We start from the raw sequence: 20,912 nt of genomic DNA on the forward strand, positions 1-20,912 counted from the left end.
TCGTCTCCTTACATTTAGGGATTAAGCATATCGAGCAGAGAGTCGATATCGTCGATATCCATGGATGCCTGACTAAGAAAGTAGGCGGCATTTTCCGCATCACTTTGAGAGGCGCTGTAGGAGGATGGGGTGGAAGGCAATGTATCAATAGTATCAATAACGTCCTCCAAGTCGCTCTGAGTACCTCCTCCGGTAATAGCCTCAGAAAGAACAAGCGATGCGGCGGCCAACAGGTAATCGGTATCGGAGATATCCGCACCTCCCGCTTCGGCAGCGGCAAGGCTCGTTCCTGCAGCCTGGAGGTAGGTTTGGTCGAGACTGCCAAGGATATCACCGGCATCGATATCTGCCTCATCGATACCGGCATCAAGTTCATCAACGATGTTTTCTACCGCTTCGTTAAGGCCCGAAGCTCCAAGAGCAACCTGGCTTGCAAGAAGCTGGACATCGGGATCACTGTTGTCCGCTATGGCGTCGTAGGCCTTTTGAAGGGTCTCTGCATCGCCGCTGGAAAGAGCCATCTGGGCATATGCAACCTGCTGATCATCCGACAGCTTGGACGGATCCCGGGCAGCCCAGGAAAGGGGACTGTACGTGAACATTTGTTCGCAACCGGCCAGCAACAGGGCAAGAGCCACAATATAAAGCAATGTCCATAAACGGCGATTCATACAAGCCTCCATGACTTCGTATCAGAAACGAATGGCAGCCTCCACGGAGAAGCCTTCGTTCGGCCGCGACCCCGCATAATTACCCATTTCTCTTGTAAAATAGGCGAGATTGACATCGAGAAACAGCAACTTCATACCAAACCCTGCGGTAAAGTAGCCCTGGTTGATTCCGCCCCTCAGTTTCAGGAATCTCAGCACCTTGACCTCGGTACCGGCATGGACTTTGGTCCAGCCGCTGGGGTCTGATTCCTGGTAATAGGTATTGCGATACTCCATATGAAAGGTCGGATCAAGCAGCCAGGCAAGAGAGCCAAAATTGGGATGATACGACAGACCGTAGGCAATGGTCATGGGAATGGTAAAGGTATCGCCGTCAACCGACGAAGCCCCGGAATCATCGAAGGTAAGAATCGCGGAAAAGTCTCCTGAGTCGTCCAGGGAATAATCCATCTTTGTACCGCCGATATCCCTGACCGAAACGCCAAGATTAAAGGGGCCCAGCTCGGCTATAATGCCGGCATCCACTGCAAGCCCACTTCCGTAATAGACGGGAAAGCTAACATCCTCATCGCCGTTGGCAGCATCGAAGAAATCGACGATCGCAACATCCTGGGCCTCCGCCCTGAGCATGTAGCGAAGATCACCCCCGATATAGAGGGTGGAAAAGCCGATCTCTATGGGGACCGCGTATCCTGCGATCGCCGCCCAGGTGTAGGACGCATCGATCTCCGTTGCCATGGCATAGTCGCCGCGGCCGTAGAAATCGAATCCGCCGACAAGACCCAGTCCAAGGCCCTTCCCCACGATACCGATGCCCGTTGAGACGTTGCCGCCGATGCCGTTGCCAGTAATGAGATCACTGAGAAGAGAAATACCGTCTTCGGGTTTATCCCCCACAAGCTCACCAAGATTGTCGAGATCCCCGTCAGAAGGAACAAAATAAGGGGTCACCGATGCCGAGAGAAGGGTAAACGAGCCGCCCTTTCGAGCAAAGCCTGCAGGGTTGGTAAAAAGCGCGTTATAACCGTGGGCCACAGCCGTAAACGAGCCGCCCTGGCCCAAAACCTCCGCGGTAACAGGAGAAAAGACGGGACTGTCGAAATCATGAGCAAACAGGGAGGCTGAAAAAGCCGCCAAAACGGCACATATTAATACTAGTCGTTTCATTCACGTACCTCCTTAGAACGTAGTATCGTATCCCGCCCAGGAGAGGATGTTGAAAAGGCTACCTGCATCATCCAACTGGTCGAAGGGGTCGTCATCATCGGAAAACTGAACACTCGGATCCGTCGGATCCTGCACGAGGGTCCAAAGATCCTCTATTCCGGCATCACTGTCACCACTTCCCAGAGTATCGACTGCAGTACTCACCACGATGGCGACGATGGCCATCTGGGCGATTCCACCTGCGTCCCCGTCGCTGAGGCCGATATCACCGGGATCATCGGTATCGGACAAACCACTGCCAAGGGCATTGAAGGCATCCGCAGCGGCAAGCAAATCATTGATTGCCTCGGTAAATGCCGTTTTGTCGTTCTTCAGATCGCTGGGAACAAAGGTGGCGATCAGGTCCTCGGGATCGGGATCAGAGTCGTCAGCGGTCAGCTCACTGATGATGTCCGGAAGGCTGTTGACAAGCTCCTTGGCGTCGTCGTTGCTTTCGATCATCACCTTGCCGGCCGCAGCAGCAGCCGCCTGTTTTTTGGGAGTATCCGCATCCGCAGTGCCGCCGTCTGTTGCATAGTCAAGTAAATTGTCATAGGCCGTCTGGGCTTCGGACGAACTCAGGGACTCGGAGATCTCACCGTCGAAAAGATCCTCACTATAGGACATGACGTTGGAATCGGTGATGGTCACATCGGCATCGAAATCCGGGCCTTTCTCAAGCCCTGCATCCATAAAAAGATTACCACTGCAGCTGCCGAGCAAGATGAGCGACAAGGCAACGATAAAAAACGGGAGCCTTTTTTCCATAGGTTCCTCCTTGTATTTGGCAGTTACCATTCATATTTCATTTATATACTTTACATAGTTTACATGAGCTTTTGTAACGAAGTGTAACACCTGGAATTCCAAAAAACAATACCAAAATGACAAAAAAAGCTTTTTAGAGTTATTTGATTTCCTGAATAAATGTTGCCCTCAACGATTCCGAATCAGGCTCATAGTCGAGAAGTACACGACAGAGATCGCCCCGTTTTTCGGATGGAGGAATGGCATTGCAGGGAAGGTGAAGATAGCGGTCGGTCAGCACCAGGGCCTGTCCATTCTCGGGCAGCCGCTCGATGACGGCCTCTTCACTGGTTCCTGCCCGTCTTGCAAGAAAAGATGTGTGAAGCCGGGAAGAAAGTCGGCCGATTTCCACCATTCTCTCGGCGGCAATTCGCTCAGGCACCCTCCCCCGGGCCGTATAGAGGGGTGTTCCCGGACGAGGGCTAAAGGGAAAGGCGTGGATGTGGGCGAATCCGCAGCGTTCGACAAGAGAAAGGGTTGCCTCAAAGTCGACATCCCGCTCTCCGGGAAGACCGACGATGATGTCGGCAGCAAGGAAGGGATCTTCCTTGGCTTTTCGAAGCAGCGATACGGCGCGCAGAACATCGTCTGCGGTGTAGTGCCTTCCCACGGAAGCAAGAACGGCATCGGATCCGCTTTGAACGGGAAGATGAAAGTGGGAGCGTACCCTGGGAGAAGACGCGGCCGAGACAAGCTTCCGGTCAACGGCATCGGGTTCGATACTGGAGAGACGGATGCGATAAGCACGGGAATCGGATGCCATGAGGGCAAGAAGATCGGCAAAGCGGAGATCTCCCTCCTGCCAGGCAGTAAGATTAACACCGGTCAGTACAATTTCGCCGAAGCCTTCGTCTGCAAGGGCTGCTGCACGCCGCATGACCTCGGAAGCAGATAGCGAAACCGAGGGCCCCCGGGCGAGGCGCACCCGACAATAGGTACATGCATTGTCGCAGCCATCCTGGATTTTGAGAAAGCCCCTGCTCCGTCCCGATTTTTCGTTTCCGGAGATCTCAAAACGAAAGCGATCGGAGGCCGAAGGATCGCCGGCGAATGCCGCAGCACTTTTTTCCCGGGCAAAGCTTCGCACCGCATCCAGGAGGGTATAGCCGCCGGCGGCACCTTCGAGGAATTCGGGAAGATCAAGGATCGAGGCCTTCGCAGAGAGGGGTAACACAACCACATTCTCGCCGAGGGCGGCAACCTGGTCGGGATCCATTTGGGCATAGCAGCCGGTGACGAGAACCACCGACAGGGGATTGTTTCTGGCAAAGGAGCGTATCATTCTCCGGGCCTTCTGTTCGGCCTTACTGGTGACGGTACAGCTATTCACCACAAAGACTTCGGCCTTTCCTTTTGCGGAAGGAGGGACCAAAGAAAAACCCCGGCGTCCGAAGGCGGTCGCCAGGGCCTCACTCTCACTCTGATTGAGTTTACAGCCGAGGGTAAAGAAAGAGACCCGCATCAACCCCTCAACTTTGTTTCCACCCGCTCTTTTCCACGGACAGCGTCGGAAAGTCGTGAGTTTAACTCGAGGGCCTTGTTGTATGCGGCAAGCGCATACCGGTAGTCCTCGGCCATCTCCCGTGCATAGCCAAGCCGTGCCCACCATCTCGCCACCGAATCGGTGTGATATACCGCAGTGGTAAGGGCGATATCGGCATGGTTGTATTCACCCATCCGTATAAAAATCTCCCCCATAAGATAATAAACGGAATCGATCCGCATACCTGTGGGAGCAATCGTCGCATATTCTTCGAACCATTTCAAAGCGTCGAGGTTGTTTCCCTTGTAGTAATACCCCTCGCCCATCACCTCGACCATGCGGGCATCGTAGCGGCTGACCTGCATTCCCTTTCTGGCCCACTCGAGGGCCTCGTCGTACTTACCGCCTCGAAGAAGACTCCAGCAGAGTACCGAATAGGAATCCATGTTTTCCGGTGTCGCTTCAAGTTCCTGTTTACAAACCTCAACCGCCTGGTCATAGTTACCGGCACGATAGAGCTTTAGTGCATCGGGACGTTCCTGAGCCGAGGAAAACGTCACAGACGCAGCCATCAAGAGCGGAATAAAGAGTAATCGTATCCCTCTTTTGCTTATCATTACCACCCTACTCCTTCGCTTCGGAGCGTTCCGGCGGAGCCTCCATACGGCAGATCCCGTTGAAACGGCAACCGCTTTCCATGATAACGTCCGGTGCGGTGATATCACCATCCACCATGGCTGTGGAAAAAAGCTCAACCTTGGTGTGGGCAAACACATCACCCTTTACATAGCCTTTGACAGAGACGATATTGGCCTCTACCCGGGCCTCTACATAAGCCTTCTCATCAATATAGAGATCTCCGGTAGCTGCGATCTCGCCCTTCAGACGACCCTTGATCATGAGGCTGTCCGGAAAGCTTAAGGTACCGGAAAAATCAATATCCTCAGCAAGAATAGTTACAATATCATTTTCATCGATGTCTCTGATATAGACGTCGGACATCAGCATACTCCTCGAAATAATACACCTATCCTATAGGCGGCCCTGCGGGGCTGTCAAGGGCGATCCGGTGGTAAATCGGCCTGAGCGAAAAGCGTCATGATCTGCTCGAGAGCACTGGTCAACTCCATTCGCATGCCATGAGTGTAGGGGTTGTAACGTTGCAGATCAATAAAAAGCTGCAGCGGGTCGTTGCAGGTCTGTTCACGCACCTGCAAAAGTCTTTTATAGCCGCTGGTCGCTATCTCGCTTTCATGAAGATCCAATTCGCCAAGTATTCTCCCGACAACATGGGTAATACCTTGGGTATAGGCCGCTTCCTTGTCATGCCGATCGGCAGTGATTTCAATAACACGAAGTCCCATCTTCGAAAAGTGATGCCTCCAAAAATCGACTTTTCCCTCATCGTCGCGGCCGGGGCAAAGAACCACGGGAAGGCCGTCCATTCCTTCAGATGCGGAGTCTGGGCCGAACATAGGATGGGAACCTGCGAAAGTACAGCCTCGAGGCAGGAGGCGTTCCATAGTCCGCAAAGGTTCGACTTTCACGGAACAGGTATCGAAGACAAGGGTATGTTTTCCGATTTTGGCAGCCGTATGCGATAAGACCTCTTCAAAAGAGCTTATGGCAACGCAATAAAAAAGGGTATTACAGGAAAGCACCTCAGCTTCCGACCCCGAAACGACACCTTCGGGAAGAGCACGTTTACTTCTGTTGTATCCAATGACCTTCAAGCCGCTTGCGGCAAGGCTTTTCGCCCAAAAAGAACCGAAGCGACCCAGGCCATATATGCCTACGGTGTGTTCTACCATACCAGGCATACTACCCAGTTGAATCGCATCGCACAAGCATCAGAAGGAAAAACCAAGAAGGAAAACAGACTGTTCACCTCGTTGTATCTTTGGTATGATAATGGTCGTATCAGAAGATCAATCATTGCAAGGAGCAAAAATAATATGACGTTTGCCGAAAAGATGAAGGGAAAAGCAAAGAGCATGAAAAAAAGCCTGGTTCTCCCCGAGGGGACCGAGCTAAGGACTCTTAAGGCGGCGGGAGAGATTCTCAAACAGGGCATTGCTTCCGCAGTAACGGTATTGGGGAAGGAAGCAGAGGTAACAAAAGCGGCACAACATGCAGGAGCCGATCTCTCCGGGGTCACTATTCTCGATCCATCGAGTTCTTCCTATTTTGATGATTTTTCCGCAGAACTTTTTCAACTGCGCAAACATAAAGGCATGACTGAAGAAGAGGCGAAAAAGCAGATCCTTTTGCCGCTGAACTGGGGCGCAATGATGGTCCGCAAAGGAAAGGCGGATGCCATGGTTGCAGGTGCGGAAAACTCCACAGGGAATGTACTACGATCGGCCTTTACCATCATAAAAACAAAGCCGGGAGTCACATATGCCAGCAGCTGTTTCGTCATGTCGATGCAGGATAAGAGCTGGGGCGTCGATGGTAATCTGATTTTTGCCGACTGCGCGACAATTCCTGATCCCAGTGCCGAACAGCTGGCGGAGATTGCCATTGCCAGTAGTGAAAGTTGTCGAACATTCCTGGATGCCGAACCGGTGGTGGCATTGCTGAGTTTTTCGACCAAGGGTTCGGCAGAACATCCCAACGTCGACAAGGTCCGAGAAGCGCTGAAGATTGTTAAAGAAAAACGCCCCGATCTGAACATCGATGGTGAATTACAGGCGGACGCAGCATTGGTTCAGTCGGTTGCAGAGAAAAAGGCCCCGGGATCCAAGGTCGGAGGAAAAGCCAATGTCCTGGTTTTTCCCGATCTCCAGGCGGGAAATATCGGTTACAAACTGGTACAACGTTTGGCAGGAGCCGAAGCATTCGGTCCCGCACTTCAGGGCTTTGCGAAGCCGGTTAGCGATCTCTCAAGGGGATGCAGTGTGGAGGATATTGTCACCACCAGTGCTATTACCCTGGCTCAGGCAAAATAAGAGAGGAGGCCGGCGAACAAAGACTCGTTCACAATCCGGGCTTCACTGCTCGGGATCTTGGTTCGCCATTATTTGATATCTTTAGGTGTATGCTTACGGCCCGCCTTCGGGCGGCGTAAGCAATGACGTCATTGCCCAATAGAGAGTTTAGACGGGATAACTACACAATGAAAAAATCTTTTTCCAAAAGACAGCGACAGATCATCGAAGTTACCATGAACCTGATTCAAGAGCAGGGTCTGGTTGCCGCAACAACACGAAATATTGCTGCAAAACTCCAGATCAAAGAGCCGAGTCTCTACCGACACTTTGCCAATAAAAAGGCAATTTTCGAAGGAATGTGCGACGTAGTGGAAGAATATTATCATGACTTTGAAAATCAAATCGATACAATTCAGGGATCGCCTCTGGATATCATCGGAAGCGCCTTTATCCTCCGAAGTAAGGTATTCAGCGAGCATCCTCATTTGGGCTTTCTGATTACAAACAGCGAACTGGTTTTCCAAGCCTATGGGGATCTAAGAAAACGCGTTGGGGAACTCAGAAAAAACGATTACACGGGAATCATAAAAGCAATAGGAGAGGGGCAGAGCCAGGGAATCATCCGAAAAGATCTGGCGACGGAGAATATTGCGGCCATGATAGGCGGTTCGTTTATCATCGCCTACCGCAACACAATCGACTACACTACCTCTCCTTTGAAGCGCTACAAGTCGGTATGGCAAGACCTACGAATAACGCTTGTTGCCTAGGCGGCGTTACGAAAACTAATGCATGTTTTCATTAAACGTTTTCATTAATGCAATAAAAAAGGGGCCCACACAACAGCCCCTTTTTTGTTATGCCCTAATAACAGCTAAAGATTGAGCTTCTGAAGAGCAGCCTTTGCCTCTCTTCGCACGGACCCTTCCCAAAATTCCGAAACGGTCACCATGGTAAGAGCTTCAAATCCGGCAGAACTGCCGGTCGATCCCAAGGCCTGGATGGTTGCCTTGGCAATCCGAAGAGAATCGCTCGCCCCATATTGCCGTCGCTCGGTTTGGTAACTGAGAAAAGAAGCAAGGGCCTTAGCAACCTCATCATCCTGAAAGCCGCCCATCGCATCGAGAAGCGTAAGCATCGTATCTTCTTCGAAGATTCTATTGGTCTGATATCCGATGAGCATCGATTCCATAGGCTCGGCCGCAGCAGGGTCCTTCGTCTGAAGTGTTCCGATGGCACGGAGTGCCGACAGCCTGAGGCTCTTGAGCTCCCGCTTCTCTATTCCGTCCTTTGCCGTATAGCGAAGCCCTTCCTGCAGCGCAAAAGTCGCCAGCGAAGCCTTCGCCTCATCAGGAGCCTGAGAAGCAAGGCCGGCATCAAGGGCAGCCGTTTTTACCGAATACCGTTCGTTATTTTCCATGATGGAATGCAGCTGCTGTGTGGGGTCCTCCACAATGACCGCCAACGCCTGCTTTGCACGTTCCTTCACACCGCTGAGGGATGAATACCAGCCCATGGATGCAAAGAAGATAGGCTCGTATCCCTCTTCTGCCTTCAGACGCTCCAAGGCGAGTACAAGTGCATAGGCAAAGACCTCATTCGCCCGCTGATTCTCAAGTTCATCATAATTAAAATTGAGGTTGCGCAGCATGGTTGCCATCTGCCCGGCATACTGACGTGCACCCATCTTGCCAAGCGCAATAACCGCTTCCCCTTTGAGAAAAGGATCATCGACGGCCTCAACAACCTCCCAGGTGTAGGTTGCGGCTTGGGATGCCTTAAGGCGGCCGAGCTCTTTTACAATCATCTTGATTAGCTCATAGGCTTGCGTCTCTTCCGTGGCCGATCTTTGATTGCTGAGGTTTCTAACCTGCTCATCCAGGGCCGAAGTGAGAACAGGAATCATGTCTCGATCGTGCTGTTCCACGATGCTTTGCATGATTGCCAACTTATGGTCGACCGTCGATGCTCGTCCGTACAGACGTCCCCACACCGCGGTAACTTCGTTCGCACTCAGCGGCAAGACGGCCGACAGAACAAACAAAACAGCTAATCCTCGAAAAACTTTGACGTTCATTCCTACTTTACTCCTCTCCTACTGTCCTGGTTACGCTTCTTGCAATGTATGTTTTCGTGATCCGCTCCAAGACATTATCGGATGCATCCAGATAGGTAATCTCAACAGGCATCCCCTCTTCGTTGTTCCGATAAAGGGTTTTCCGGATTACGGTGCCGTTTTTTCTGTGTTCGATCTCCTCTACCAAAAGAGCATTTTCATATCGGTAGCTCGTATATGATTCAAGCTTTTTATCCTTGTCATACTGAGAACGTTTTACAAGAAGGCCATTTTCATATTCACTTTCGAACAGCTCTTCAAGACCGCCTGCAGGATTGTAATTCTCGGTGCTGCTGAGTCTGCCGCCTTCATAGTGAAAGAGTGTATAGGCAAGCAGTGCACCGCTGCCGTTGTAGACCTCCCACCGTGTTTTTCTTCCTTCCGCATCGTAATCCCAGTGGAGACGAGTCTGCAACTCGTCATTTTGATCAAAGAGCCGGTCCTCAACAAGGAGAGAGTTGTCATACGCATAACGGTGAGTTGAAGTCACTTCCCCCGCACCATTTTCGGTTCGTTCAGAGAGCAGCAACCCCTCTTTCCATTCATAGATTGTACGTTCCTGAAGCTTCTGCTCCGCATCATAGAGCAGGGACTCAAGCTTATTAGTTGTCGTTTCATCGTACCTGTTTACCCGCCGTTCATCGGCCACCCCATCGGCAAACCACGATTGTTCCTCGCTTGCCAAGTAGACCGTTTCGGTAACAACGGCAGGTTTCTGCGCTTTCTCTTCTTTTATTGGCTCCGGTTGTGAAACGTCAGCCTCAGGAGCGGTTGCACATGCTGCAAACACCATGACAAACATTATGGCTGCCGAACCAAAAACAAGCTGCCGAATTGATCTTCTTTTCATTCCTACGTCCCTCCGCGTAAACTTAGAATTACCTTTCTCAATCACAGTATATTCGAAGCGAATTTACCGGTCAAATGGCTACAGGCCTTGGCAACCATTTCGACACTCACCTCCTCCCCTCTTTGCCCTAAACCGATACCAGCCTCCTCCGCCGCATTGAGAATAGCATTTTTCCCCAACCTTGCGGCAAGAATTCCGCCGGAAAGTGAATTTCTGACGGTTTTTCTTCTATTTGCAAAAAGATCCTTGGCAAACGTCGAAGCCAAACCAGCCGATAAACCGGAAAAACGATGATGAGGAACCATCTCGATAATGGCTGAGGTGACCTCGGGAACGGGAAAGAATGATCCGGGTTTTATTACGCCAGCGATACGAACATCCCATGAAAAGGCACAGATCATGGAAAAAGCGCCGTAACGTTTACTTCCGGGGGAAGCAGACATTCTTTCGGCTACCTCTTTTTGAATGGTAAAAACCATTTTTCTCGGTTTTGCCTCCGCTTCGATAAGATCACCGATAAACGAGGCGGCACAGTTGTAGGGAAGATTACCGAAGATGAGAGAAGGAGGACCCAAACGCTTATAGGCCGGCTGCCAATTTTTCATGACATCCCCCTCTACTAATTCGAAACCGTCTACCATGGAGAAACGTTCTCGAAGAAAGGAGATGAAGCCTCGGTCAATCTCAAACACCGTTATAGTGCGACACAGCCCCAGAATCATATGGGTCATGGCACCGAGACCAGGCCCTATTTCCCATACATGATCATTCTTCGAAAGTTCAAGAAGCTTTACGATTTTTGAACGAACCCCCGGCGCAACGAGGAAATTCTGTCCGAAGCGTTTCTGCATGCTCAATCCCCGGACTTCCAGGAAAGCGGCAAGAGACGCGGGCGAATCGTAATCGAAAGGGTATTCCACCATTATTAAAAAGATAGCGTAGCGACAGTGTGATGGTCAACAGAAGTGTGGCAAAGATCGCGGCAGTGTTGGGATCTTTGGGAAACACTGCAGGAAGCGAGGCACACAATTGTGCAAGTGAGAGCACAAAAGCCGCAAGGTGGTCTGAGAACACCGAACAGCATGCCAGAAGTGCGGAAAGCTTGGTAATGTGTAAGAAAAGCTGAACCAGGCCGCTCCAAATAAGAAGAAGAACAGGAAGGGAAAGGAGCACAGAAGCCGCAAGAGAGGCAGGACGCAGCTCCCCAAAGTAGAAAAAGAGGAGCGGAGCAGAGGCAAGAATCGCCGCTATAGAGGCGGCAAGAAGAGAAGAAAGGGCCGAAGGCAGCAAAAGGCCCCTCAGAATGTTATCGATAGGAGCAGCAAGGGTGAGGATTCCAAAAAGCGCAAGGTAGGAGAGTTGAAAAGAAAGTTCTGCCGGGCTTAAGGGGAAAATGACAATCTGCATAAGAAAGGTAAGCGTGAGGGCACGAAACGAAGAGCTTTTGCTCCAGAAGATTGTTCCCGCAAGGATAAAAAAGAAGAGGGCCCGCACAAGGGATGGGCGTAAGCCAACAAGAAACAGATAGAACGGCAAGAAGAGAAGCAACAGAACTTTCGCGTATCGCCTTCCCACAATGGGCCTGAGGAGAGAAAAGACCAAGGACGCAAGAATCCCGATGTGCATACCCGATAGGGCAAGGATATGGCTTGCCCCGGCCCTGCGGAAAAGCGTAAAGACAGGGCTCGAGGGATCACTTTTTCGCCCCAGAAGCAGGGCCTCCAAAAGGAGAGAGGCCCTCGGCGAGTCTGAAAAAAGCCTCGAAGCCGACCGGAAAAATGTATATCGTATACGCCTGCCGAGGCCGCAGTGGCGCGTCAAACGTAGCGTTGAAGATCGGGCAAGGGGCCGGTCTGTCTCATCGAAGGAGAGATCGAGGGATATCTCACATCCTGTCAAGGCCTGCCTGGCCATATCGCGGCAGTCCGGCACAAAAAGAGTACAGATGCCCCTCCCCGAGGCGATCGTACCGTCCCTGCCCCGCACAGAATCGATATGAAATTGAAGGAGGGCACCATCGGAAGCGGTAAGAACGGGGTCCCGGTAAAGGTATCCCTCAACCGATCGAAGCCGTGTCGGATCAATCCCCCAAGAAGGCATCAAGGATGTTCGGGTACGTACAGAGAGAAGTGCGGCCCCCGACCCCAAAAAAAGGAAAAGAAAAACCCTTCCTATCCGGTATGCCTTATCGGAGGCAAAAGAACGTAGAACAACGGAAAAAGCGGCACACAAAAAGGGAAAGAGAAGAAAAAAGGGCCGGAAAACATGAGATACGAGGAGGAACAGGACGGCCGAAGCGATTGCAGCAAGATCGCAAAGGAATTCCCATGACTCGTTCCGTCCTCTTCTTCGTACTATGGCTTCAGTTTTTGAGATTATCGAGCGCCTCCCGGGCGGCCCGCTTCACGGGAGGTGCATAATCAAGGTAACCGGTATAGAGAAGGTAGTCGAAGGCGACACGGTCTCCAAGGGCCCCAAGATTATTTACCACCGCAAGAGCCACCTGGGTATCTACAGGCTGCCCATTTTCAACATATGCATTCATCACTTCTAAATACAGCGATAAACGCACAGCTGCTTCATGGGTACCCATGGCACCGAGGCCTGCGATAGCCTCGAGTAAGCTTGAGGTACTGGTTTCCCCCCGATCGACCTCGACGGTTGTTTGGTCAAAATGGTCGATCACCAACTCGGTCGCTTCGGCCCAGCGATATTCGGTCAAAGCCCGAACCGCTTCATATCGAAGTTCCCGAAGTACAGGTTTCTCTTCTTCGGCTACAACCCGGGAATCGAGGCCATATGAAAGCGCCTTCATGGCTATTGTAGCCTTCTGCTCGACACTCAACGCCTCCCGGGAGTCCGCGCGTTTGAGAGCTTCTAACTTTTCCACCGGCGGATTTTGTTCGATAACTCGGGAGATGTTGGCAACATAGTCGCCTCCGAGCTGTTCAAGAGCCCCATCGGCTTTATAGGTAATCTCGTCCGAGTATTTCAAATAGGAAGCACTAAATAGGAGTCCGTAGGAATTTTCATTACCGATTTTACCGAGAGTAACGACACACTCCGCGAGAACCTGACGATCGACATTGCCGCCGGACCGCATAGCGTTGTTCTGAGACGCCATCCAGGTATTGAGTTTACTTATCAGCTCCGGATTATCCCCGGCTACAGACCCAAGGGCGCTCATAACCGCAATCTGAATACGGACAGAACTGCTCTGTTCGAAAAGCCTCCAGATAATATCGGCTGCAGGGGTGTATTCATGCATACCGATAAGATTGACAGCCAACACGGCAAGCTCCTGGGCTGCGGTATCATCCCGGAGGGTTCGGATATTATCAAGAATAAACTCAATGGCCTGTCGATAGAGGGGACCCATTTCGGGGCCGTTCATCTCAGAGGCATCCTGAAGCACCTGAATTTTCGTCGAAAGGCTTCCTCGTGCAAAACTCTTTTGAAAGGCAAGCAGCATGGGATCTTCCTCGGAAGCATCCTGAGCCGAAACGACGGAAAGCGATGTCACAAGCAAAACCGCGAAAATGAGTGTAAAAAGCCGGTAGAAACCTGTTGTCCGATTCATGTTGAGATGCCTCCTCACGATAACGCTGTCGCCCGCCGGGCTGTAGTTTGTTGTTTGGAATCCATATCCCTTTCTCCAAAAAGATTATACACGAAAACAAGGACCCTGTTGCGTGCCGGAGGAGATAGCGGGAGTGCCTGAATATGGAGCAAAGACTGATTTGTCTTCGTATTATAGTTCACCCCCCTGACCGTACCGTTCATGACGATGGTTCGATCTGCCAGGGAGAACTGAATCTTGACATTCATGCCGACCTTTCCCTTCCCGCCTATACGAACGGCCGCCCCGTCTTCGGAGAGATCCTCAAGCCTGGCCCGGAGCCCTTTTCTGGCCTCGGCAACCTCATCGGCATGATCAAGAGAGGAGAGAGGGTAAATCCATGCGGGCTTACGGACTTCGACTCGAACGGAATTCCTTTTCTGACTCCTGATAAGGCTGTCGGAATGGGAGATGTGGAGAATCGGATACTGTTTTTCGGAATAGTCTTCGAGAACCCTTGATTCAAAGGTATATCCGGCATCATCGACCCGCCAAAAATAGACCTGAATAAGCTGCCCCTTCCATAGAAAACCGGGAGCGAGCTTTGGCCCCTCGGGATACGAGACGGCAAGATAGCGGCGAAGGTTTTCCACCACCTGGGAATCAAAGGTACCGGCACCAGGTAAAGATATCTTTATTCGCTGCCGCTGCATGATCTTCCTGCTGGATTTTAGACCTAGTTTATATTTGGGAAGATTGAGTTCTACCTGACGCCGAAAATTGAAAAGTTTCAGAAGAAACTGAGAAGCATTGAAATCATCCATGAGATTCTGCGAACGGAATTTCGTAACCACACCTCGAATGGATCGATCGAGTTGACCAATCGACCAGAAAAGGCTTGTGGGATTTTTGAGACGAGCCTCAACTGCGATTCTGCGGAGCAGATTCACCTCACGAAAACTAAAACCGGCCTCTTTCCCCTTCACGTAAAAATGTATCCAGGGGAAACTTCCTCCGCCCGCCCTTCGTATAAGAGCGATGAGAAGAAAAATAAGACCACATACTACCGCTAAAATTGTCCAATTCATCAAAATTCCTTTTCTCAGGCTTCACTATAAACAGCTTCTCATGATACATCATACCATAAGGAGTAACGGATGACAATTTTCCCGGAAGAGAGAAACGAAAAAAGCGGCAACGACCCGAAATCTTTACTCGAACCGATTTTGCTTTTCTTTGTTCTGTTCTTTCCCGGTTACCTCTCCGGCACCGATTCAGGTCAGAAGATAGATTTCGCAAACCTCGGCTTCCTCTTTCGCTATGCGGCAGTGGCACTCCCCCAGATTCTGCTTCTCCTTTTCATGATTTCAAAAAAGGGGCCGGGTTGGCCCGAACGATACGGTATTACAAGGATCAAACGGCGGGATATTCCGGGGGCCCTGCTCCTGCTTCCCCTCCTCCTGGCAATCTCTTTTTTGATCGCTCTCCTCTTTCCTTTCGGCTTGCAGGAGAGCTGGGGTATGGAAAAACGAACGCTGCTTTTGCCGGCGATCGTCGCAATGGTTATCACGGGTTATCGGGAAGAGCTTTTTTTTCGAGCCTACCTGCTCAGAGAGCTGAGCACATTCCTTGGCGGTGAGGAACAGCGGCCGGGCTGGCGGGAGGTTACGACCTCTTCGCTGCTCTTTGCAGCAGGCCACCTCTACCAAGGATGGGGAGGAGCGCTTACGACCCTGCTGATCGCAATGGTTCTCGGCTTCCGCTACTCACGAAAAAAGAGCCTCCACGAGGTCGCAATCGCCCATTCACTCTACAACAGCGTCGCCCTGATCATGATCTCTTTTGGCTCTTATTAAAGAACCGAAGCCTCTTGCCTATCCCTTCGCTTTATAGTAATTTTCATATATGAAAAAGCATATAAGTTCTTTGTATCCCATGCTTCTTTTGTCGGTTTTTGCTCTTACCCCCGGACTTTTCGCTCAAGAAAGCGGTGACGAGAGTTATTCCATGTCAAAGGGGCAAGCCGCCCTTTATCAACTCGGTTTTGATATCCCCAGGGGCAGCCTGGCCGCACCGCCCTTTTCCCTGACGACCATCGACGGCGAGACGGCAAGCCTTTCGGCAGCAAAGGGAAAGCTGCTGCTCCTCAATCTTTGGGCGACATGGTGTCCCCCCTGTCGCCAGGAGATGCCCTCCATGCAAAAAATCTATGAGCGTTTTGCCGGAAAAAACTTTGAAATGTACGCCGTCGCAGCCCCTACTCCCCCGAGGGAAACCCTCGAACTGATTACAGCACATGTTGCCGATAACGGATTCACCTTCCCCGTTCCCATCGACAGCGAATACCAGGTCAATTCAATATACGGAACGGGGAGCATTCCCACTACCTGGATCATCGATGAAAAGGGAAACATCATCGCCAGGCTGGTAGGTGCAACCGATTGGTCATCACCTGAGATCATCGGGGCTCTTGAGATGCTCATTCCATAGGAAAGGAGGCGGCGGTGTACCGACTAAGAAGAGTTCCGGCCCTGTTGTTGTTCCTGCTTGTCGTGCTGCTTCCCCTTGCCGCCGCCAAGCCCCGAATCGTCGATGTGGGGGTCTTTGGGCAGAGAGATTCGCAGCGCATCACCCTCTCGCTGGAGATTCCCGAAGGGTATCATCAAAGCTTCAACGAAGATTTCTTCTTTTTTGAACTGGTCGATCCAGCGGGGGCGGATCTCGGTAGGATCGATTATCCGAAGGGGACCGATACCGAAACAGGACCTGCCTACTACGGAACGATATCCCTAAGCGCTCCACTGCCCCCCGAAAAATTCCGGTCCACTTCTGCACAGACGGGAAAAATCAGGCTCCATTATCAGCTTTGTGACGAGGCCGGCACCTGTTTCCTGCCCGGCACCGTCGAAGCATCCTTTTCCATACCTGCACCCGACACGGGCTCTTTTTCAAGCAGCATCGGAGGGTTCAAGGGAGAGAAGGGCATCTGGCTCATGCTCGCCTTCGCCTTGCTCGGTGGGATTCTCCTCAACATAATGCCCTGCGTCTTTCCCATTCTCTCGATCAGGGCCCTCAACCTTGTCAAACAGAGCAGTAATGACAAGAAGCTGTTGCGTTTCGGCTCCCTGCTCTACGGTGCCGGAGTCCTGGCCTCGTTTTTGCTCCTCGCTCTGGTGGTCATCATCCTGAAACAGTCGGGAGAACTAGTCGGCTGGGGCTTTCAGTTTCAGAATCCGGCTTTTGTGCTGGCTCTCAGCGCTATTCTTCTGGTATTTGCCCTCAGCTTATTCGACCTCTACCTCTTTCAGCCGCCGATATTCGGGTCGAAACTGGCCGCCGCCGGATCGAGGGGACTTGTCGGTTCCTTTGTAAACGGGCTCGTTGCCGTAATCCTTGCAACCCCCTGCACCGCACCATTTCTTGGCAGCGCTCTGGGCTTTGCCTTTAGCCAGCCGCCGCTTTTAATCATCTTCTTTTTTCTCACCATTGGGATAGGCTTTGCCCTCCCATTTGTTTTGCTCGGTTTCATTCCCCGGATCATCCATCGGATACCGAAACCGGGGGCATGGATGGAGCTCTTCAAAGAAACGATGGGTCTGGTACTGATTGCCACCGCTCTCTACTTCTTTGCTATCTTCGGACGTCAGACAGGAGCGCAGGCAATGATCGGGGCCCTTGCCTTTCTCCTTTCCCTTGCATCGGCAGCCTGGCTCTACGGAAAACTTGCAAAACCGACCTCATCGAAACGGCAACGTTGGCTTTCGCTTCTTTTGTTCGTTATACTTTCCTCAGCGGCCGCTACGATCTTCATCGATCCATCCTCCTGGAAGTCCCAGGAAGGAAACGCAAGTGAAACAGCAATGGCGGAGCATGGCGGCGAAGGGGTCGAACGTATTGCCTATTCATCCGAAAGGGTGGAAACGATGATTCGTTCCCGGCAGCCCTTTCTCCTTGTCTTCTCCGCCCAGTGGTGCAGCGTCTGCAAGCTAAACGACCGTCGGATTTTTGCCACCGAACGGGGAAAAGAGCTTTTTCAACGCTACGGTATCCAGATGGTCTACGGAGATTACACCAATGCCGATCCTGTGATAGGCGAAGCGATAAAAGACCTTGGCAGAGCCGGCGTTCCGGTGTATGCTTTTTATCGGCCGGCGGCCGACAAACCTATTCTGCTGCCGGAACTACTTACCTTCGAGAAACTCGAGGAACTTTTCTCGAAGGCAGACCATGAGGCGGAAACCGGAGAAACTCCGACCGCTCAGCCGCTGGGAGATGCCCTTTTTTTCTAATCTCCCGACGGCACCATATGCCAAAAGGAGGTAGAGATGGCCCCCCTTGACACCGTACCGAAACGAATCAGAGAAACTGCACGGAAACACCCCGATATGACGGCCTTACTGGCAAAAGGGAAGGAAGGAGAATTCGAAGCGGCAAGCTTCCGGGAGATGATGGATCTTTGCGCGGCTTTTTCCTGTGCCCTGAACGATATCGGCGTGGAGCGAGGTGCACATGTCGGTATCATCAGCGATAATCGAAGAGAGTGGATCATTGCGGACCTTGCCATGCTTGGCCTCGGTGTGGTTGATGTGCCCAGAGGCTCTGATTCCACCGCCGACGAGATTGCCTATATCCTCGGCCATGCCGAGTGCGAGATTGCTTTTGCGGAAAACGGAGCTCAGGCGGATAAGATTATTGCGAACGCCCATGATCTTCCCCTCTTAAAGCGAATCATCCTCTTCGATGCCGGCCGGAGTCCCTCGAAAAAGCTTCCGACCTCCCTCGAGCTGTCGTCTTTCGATGAAATGATGAAACGGGGAAGCGAACTGCTTCCGCAGAAACAGGATTTCTTCGACAAAGAGATCGATAAGGGTTCGCTCAACGATCTTGCAACCATCATCTATACATCTGGTACCACAGGAGAGCCCAAAGGGGTGATGCTCCCCCATCGCAGTTTTATCTTTCAACTCGATCGTGTGTACGACCACATTCCGATCGTGCCCGGTCAAATTCTTTTAAGTGTTCTTCCGGTTTGGCATAGCTTTGAGCGGGCGGTGGAGTATATCATGCTTGCCCGCGGCGCCGCCATCGCCTATTCGAAACCGATTGGTGCGGTGATGCTTCCGGATATGCAGAAGGTTAAACCTCAGTGGCTTGCCTCGGTACCGAGGATTTGGGAGGGGGTCAGGGCTGCCATCTTCAAAAATATCGCAAAAGAGGGAAAGGCAAAACAGCTTCTGTTTTCCTTCTTTGTTGCCGTAGGAGAACTGCACAGCGCCATGTTTAACATGGTAACCGACAGAAAACCGGACTTTGTCGGTCGACATCGCTGGCTCGACATCCTTCTTGCGATTATCCCCCTGATTCTCCTAACGCCCCTTCAGCTCCTTGGCAGTCTCCTGGTCTTTGGAAAGCTGAAAGCCCGTTTGGGAGGAAAGTTTATTGCCGGTATCTCAGGGGGAGGCGCCCTTCCCCCCTACGTGGATCGCTTCTTTCAGGCCGCCGGTATTCTGTTGCTGGAGGGCTACGGACTGACGGAAACAGGCCCAGTACTTGCGGTACGCAAGCAGAAGCATCCGGTACATGGAACAGTAGGGCCGCTTTTAGCCGACATCGAACACCGTGTGGTCAACAGGGAGGGAGTTGTGCTTCCACCGGGCAGAAAGGGGGTCCTCTACGTAAAAAGTCCCCAGGTGATGGACGGTTACTATAAACGAGAGGAGGCCACCGAAGCGGTGCTTCACGATGGTTGGCTCAACACAGGCGATATCACGCTCTTTACCCGTCAGGGTGAGTTCAAGATTCTTGGACGGGCAAAAGAGACCATCGTCCTGCTTGGTGGTGAAAACATCGAACCGGTTCCGATCGAGGAGCACCTCTGTGCCAGCGACGCAATCGCACAAGCCATGGTTGTCGGCCAGGATAAGAAATTTCTCGCCGCGCTCATTGTCCCGGAGATGGAAAAGCTGCAACACTATGCCCAGGAAAAGGGGATCAGCTATATTCAGGCGGAAGAATTACTGACGAACCCCGAAATTCAGGAGTACGTCCACGACAGGATACAGGAACAGGTGAACCCCAAAAACGGTTTTAAACACTTCGAACGCATCTACCGATTCACGCTCCTGCCGAAGCCCTTCGAGGTAGGAAAGGAGCTGACTCACACCCTGAAGATCAGGAGAAGCGTGGTCTACAAGCTTTACCGACATGAAATCGATTCCCTCTTCAGATAGCGTTCGTCTCTTTTCGGCAGATGCCGATGCACGCTTTTTAGCCCGCCCCAACCGCTTTACGGTTGAGGCGGAGCTGCGGGAGAGAGGTGCGGACAGCAAGGTGGCGGTTCACTGTGCAAACCCCGGCAGGCTCAAGGAGCTTCTTTATCCCGGTGCCCAACTCATCCTCGAAAGGGCAAAGGGAGGGGCGAAACGAAAGACCAAATGGAGTCTGGCCGCCGTCCGGTTCCAGGGAAAGATCATCCCGTTAATCAGCGCCAGGGCTAACCTGGCGGTGCGGAGCCTCTGCCTTCCGAGGCTCTTTCCCCGCGCCCTTTCCATTGAAGCGGAAAAAACCCTTCCTCAGCAGCCGGGCAGCCGTTTCGACTTTCTCGTGAAAACGGAACAGGCCCTCTATCCTATCGAGGTCAAGGCCTGCACCCTCTTAAAACCCTTTAAACAGGCAAGCTTTCCCGATGCGCCGACGCAACGGGGAAGGCGGCATGTGGAAGAGTTGACGGCCCTCGCCGCTTGCAGGGATGGGACGGGGAAGGAATATCGGCCTAAGGTGATTATCGCAGTCTTCCATGCCGATGCCGAAACATTCTCTCCAAATGCAGAAACCGACCCCGATTTCGCCAAAGCCCTCTGCCGTGCCAGGAATCTGATCGATATAAGAATACCGCTTTTCCAGACCGATGAGGAGGGGATAGCCAGAGTGATACGGGAAACCATTCCATTTGTCCCCGCCCCGAATCACAGCCGGTAATAGAGAAAGGTCAATAAGCCCAAGGCTCCCAAAAGTATGATGGTAATAAGAAGATAAAACCAGGCAGGAAGCGAACGGGGAGACGAGCCCTGCGAAACCTGCTCAAGCGAAGACTCTCTACCTTTTTGGGACGGGGCAAGATAGCCGCAGGATGGGCAGCCCTTTACAAAGAGAGAGGAAGGCCCTGCATAACCGCAGCGGGGACACTGGACCCCATAGAAACGACTGCCGCAGGATGGGCAGCGGCTGCTTCCCGCATCCACCTCGGCTCCACAACTTTCACAGTAGAACTTCGCCTTTTTCGTCATT

The 20,912-nt window shown here is 52.0% G+C and carries 21 protein-coding genes; 7 read left to right on the forward strand and 14 right to left on the reverse strand.

Annotated features, from left to right (window positions below; genetic code table 11):
- Window positions 1–14: 14 nt before the first annotated feature.
- From F459_RS0104525 to F459_RS0104555, 7 genes are all read right to left on the reverse strand, one after another.
- Window positions 15–671 carry a hypothetical protein gene (locus tag F459_RS0104525; protein WP_020611544.1) on the reverse strand — a complete coding sequence of 219 codons (657 nt, stop codon included), beginning with the start codon at window positions 669–671 and terminating at the stop codon, window positions 15–17.
- 21 nt (window positions 672–692) lie between these two features.
- A complete protein-coding gene (locus F459_RS0104530) occupies window positions 693–1,838 on the reverse strand; it encodes a PorV/PorQ family protein (RefSeq protein WP_020611545.1) in 1,146 nt (381 codons plus the stop codon).
- 12 nt (window positions 1,839–1,850) lie between these two features.
- Entirely contained in the window at window positions 1,851–2,645 is a 795-nt protein-coding gene (locus F459_RS0104535) for a hypothetical protein (RefSeq protein WP_020611546.1), read from the reverse strand.
- Between the two features lie 139 nt (window positions 2,646–2,784).
- Window positions 2,785–4,146, reverse strand: a complete 1,362-nt coding sequence (mtaB, locus tag F459_RS0104540; protein WP_020611547.1) for a tRNA (N(6)-L-threonylcarbamoyladenosine(37)-C(2))-methylthiotransferase MtaB — start codon at window positions 4,144–4,146, stop codon at window positions 2,785–2,787.
- The gene (locus F459_RS0104545) at window positions 4,146–4,784 is read right to left on the reverse strand and encodes a tetratricopeptide repeat protein (protein ID WP_020611548.1); all 639 of its coding nucleotides are present in this window, start codon (window positions 4,782–4,784) and stop codon (window positions 4,146–4,148) included. Before F459_RS0104545 ends, mtaB begins: the two co-directional genes overlap by 1 nt.
- A 7-nt stretch (window positions 4,785–4,791) precedes the next feature.
- The gene (locus F459_RS0104550) at window positions 4,792–5,169 is read right to left on the reverse strand and encodes a bactofilin family protein (protein WP_013254105.1); all 378 of its coding nucleotides are present in this window, start codon (window positions 5,167–5,169) and stop codon (window positions 4,792–4,794) included.
- A 53-nt stretch (window positions 5,170–5,222) separates the two neighbouring features.
- Window positions 5,223–5,978: a prephenate dehydrogenase/arogenate dehydrogenase family protein gene (locus tag F459_RS0104555; protein ID WP_154651625.1), complete on the reverse strand. Its 756-nt coding sequence runs from the start codon at window positions 5,976–5,978 to the stop codon at window positions 5,223–5,225.
- Between the two features lie 144 nt (window positions 5,979–6,122).
- On the opposite strand from F459_RS0104555, the gene pta reads away from it, so the two are divergent.
- Together pta and F459_RS0104565 are read left to right on the forward strand one after the other, a co-directional pair.
- On the forward strand, window positions 6,123–7,118 hold the full coding sequence (gene pta, locus F459_RS0104560; protein WP_020611550.1) for a phosphate acetyltransferase: 996 nt from the start codon (window positions 6,123–6,125) through the stop codon (window positions 7,116–7,118).
- 167 nt (window positions 7,119–7,285) lie between these two features.
- Window positions 7,286–7,870, forward strand: a complete 585-nt coding sequence (locus tag F459_RS0104565) for a TetR/AcrR family transcriptional regulator (protein ID WP_020611551.1) — start codon at window positions 7,286–7,288, stop codon at window positions 7,868–7,870.
- A 104-nt stretch (window positions 7,871–7,974) separates the two neighbouring features.
- On the opposite strand, the gene F459_RS0104570 is transcribed toward F459_RS0104565, so the two are convergent.
- From F459_RS0104570 to F459_RS0104595, 6 genes are all read right to left on the reverse strand, one after another.
- Complete coding sequence (locus F459_RS0104570; protein ID WP_020611552.1) at window positions 7,975–9,177, reverse strand: hypothetical protein; 1,203 nt, start codon at window positions 9,175–9,177, stop codon at window positions 7,975–7,977.
- A gap of 7 nt (window positions 9,178–9,184) precedes the next feature.
- Window positions 9,185–10,066 carry a hypothetical protein gene (locus tag F459_RS0104575; RefSeq protein WP_020611553.1) on the reverse strand — a complete coding sequence of 294 codons (882 nt, stop codon included), beginning with the start codon at window positions 10,064–10,066 and terminating at the stop codon, window positions 9,185–9,187.
- A gap of 41 nt (window positions 10,067–10,107) precedes the next feature.
- Window positions 10,108–10,917: a 16S rRNA (adenine(1518)-N(6)/adenine(1519)-N(6))-dimethyltransferase RsmA gene (rsmA, locus tag F459_RS0104580; RefSeq protein ID WP_020611554.1), complete on the reverse strand. Its 810-nt coding sequence runs from the start codon at window positions 10,915–10,917 to the stop codon at window positions 10,108–10,110.
- Window positions 10,847–12,166, reverse strand: coding sequence for a ComEC/Rec2 family competence protein (locus tag F459_RS24370; protein WP_245540091.1), 1,320 nt, complete (start codon window positions 12,164–12,166; stop codon window positions 10,847–10,849). Before F459_RS24370 ends, rsmA begins: the two co-directional genes overlap by 71 nt.
- A gap of 262 nt (window positions 12,167–12,428) precedes the next feature.
- Window positions 12,429–13,646: a hypothetical protein gene (locus tag F459_RS0104590; RefSeq protein WP_020611556.1), complete on the reverse strand. Its 1,218-nt coding sequence runs from the start codon at window positions 13,644–13,646 to the stop codon at window positions 12,429–12,431.
- Between the two features lie 14 nt (window positions 13,647–13,660).
- On the reverse strand, window positions 13,661–14,713 hold the full coding sequence (locus F459_RS0104595) for a flagellar brake protein (protein WP_020611557.1): 1,053 nt from the start codon (window positions 14,711–14,713) through the stop codon (window positions 13,661–13,663).
- Between the two features lie 69 nt (window positions 14,714–14,782).
- On the opposite strand from F459_RS0104595, the gene F459_RS0104600 reads away from it, so the two are divergent.
- Genes F459_RS0104600 through F459_RS0104620 form a run of 5 tightly spaced genes read left to right on the forward strand, consistent with a single transcriptional unit; the run spans window position 14,783 to window position 20,603 of the window.
- Complete coding sequence (locus F459_RS0104600; protein WP_020611558.1) at window positions 14,783–15,481, forward strand: CPBP family intramembrane glutamic endopeptidase; 699 nt, start codon at window positions 14,783–14,785, stop codon at window positions 15,479–15,481.
- Between the two features lie 49 nt (window positions 15,482–15,530).
- On the forward strand, window positions 15,531–16,115 hold the full coding sequence (locus tag F459_RS0104605) for a TlpA disulfide reductase family protein (protein WP_020611559.1): 585 nt from the start codon (window positions 15,531–15,533) through the stop codon (window positions 16,113–16,115).
- Between the two features lie 14 nt (window positions 16,116–16,129).
- Window positions 16,130–17,914 carry a protein-disulfide reductase DsbD family protein gene (locus F459_RS0104610; RefSeq protein WP_020611560.1) on the forward strand — a complete coding sequence of 595 codons (1,785 nt, stop codon included), beginning with the start codon at window positions 16,130–16,132 and terminating at the stop codon, window positions 17,912–17,914.
- Between the two features lie 36 nt (window positions 17,915–17,950).
- Window positions 17,951–19,855: an AMP-dependent synthetase/ligase gene (locus F459_RS0104615; protein WP_020611561.1), complete on the forward strand. Its 1,905-nt coding sequence runs from the start codon at window positions 17,951–17,953 to the stop codon at window positions 19,853–19,855.
- Window positions 19,830–20,603 carry a DNA/RNA nuclease SfsA gene (locus tag F459_RS0104620; protein WP_020611562.1) on the forward strand — a complete coding sequence of 258 codons (774 nt, stop codon included), beginning with the start codon at window positions 19,830–19,832 and terminating at the stop codon, window positions 20,601–20,603. The genes F459_RS0104615 and F459_RS0104620 overlap by 26 nt, the downstream gene beginning before the upstream one ends.
- Here the strand turns inward: F459_RS0104620 and F459_RS0104625 are convergent.
- The gene (locus F459_RS0104625) at window positions 20,591–20,911 is read right to left on the reverse strand and encodes a double zinc ribbon domain-containing protein (protein ID WP_020611563.1); all 321 of its coding nucleotides are present in this window, start codon (window positions 20,909–20,911) and stop codon (window positions 20,591–20,593) included. The two genes, F459_RS0104620 and F459_RS0104625, sit on opposite strands and share 13 nt — an antisense overlap.
- Window position 20,912: the final 1 nt, after the last annotated feature.

This window comes from Sediminispirochaeta bajacaliforniensis DSM 16054, from assembly GCF_000378205.1.
GTDB lineage: Bacteria > Spirochaetota > Spirochaetia > DSM-16054 > Sediminispirochaetaceae > Sediminispirochaeta > Sediminispirochaeta bajacaliforniensis.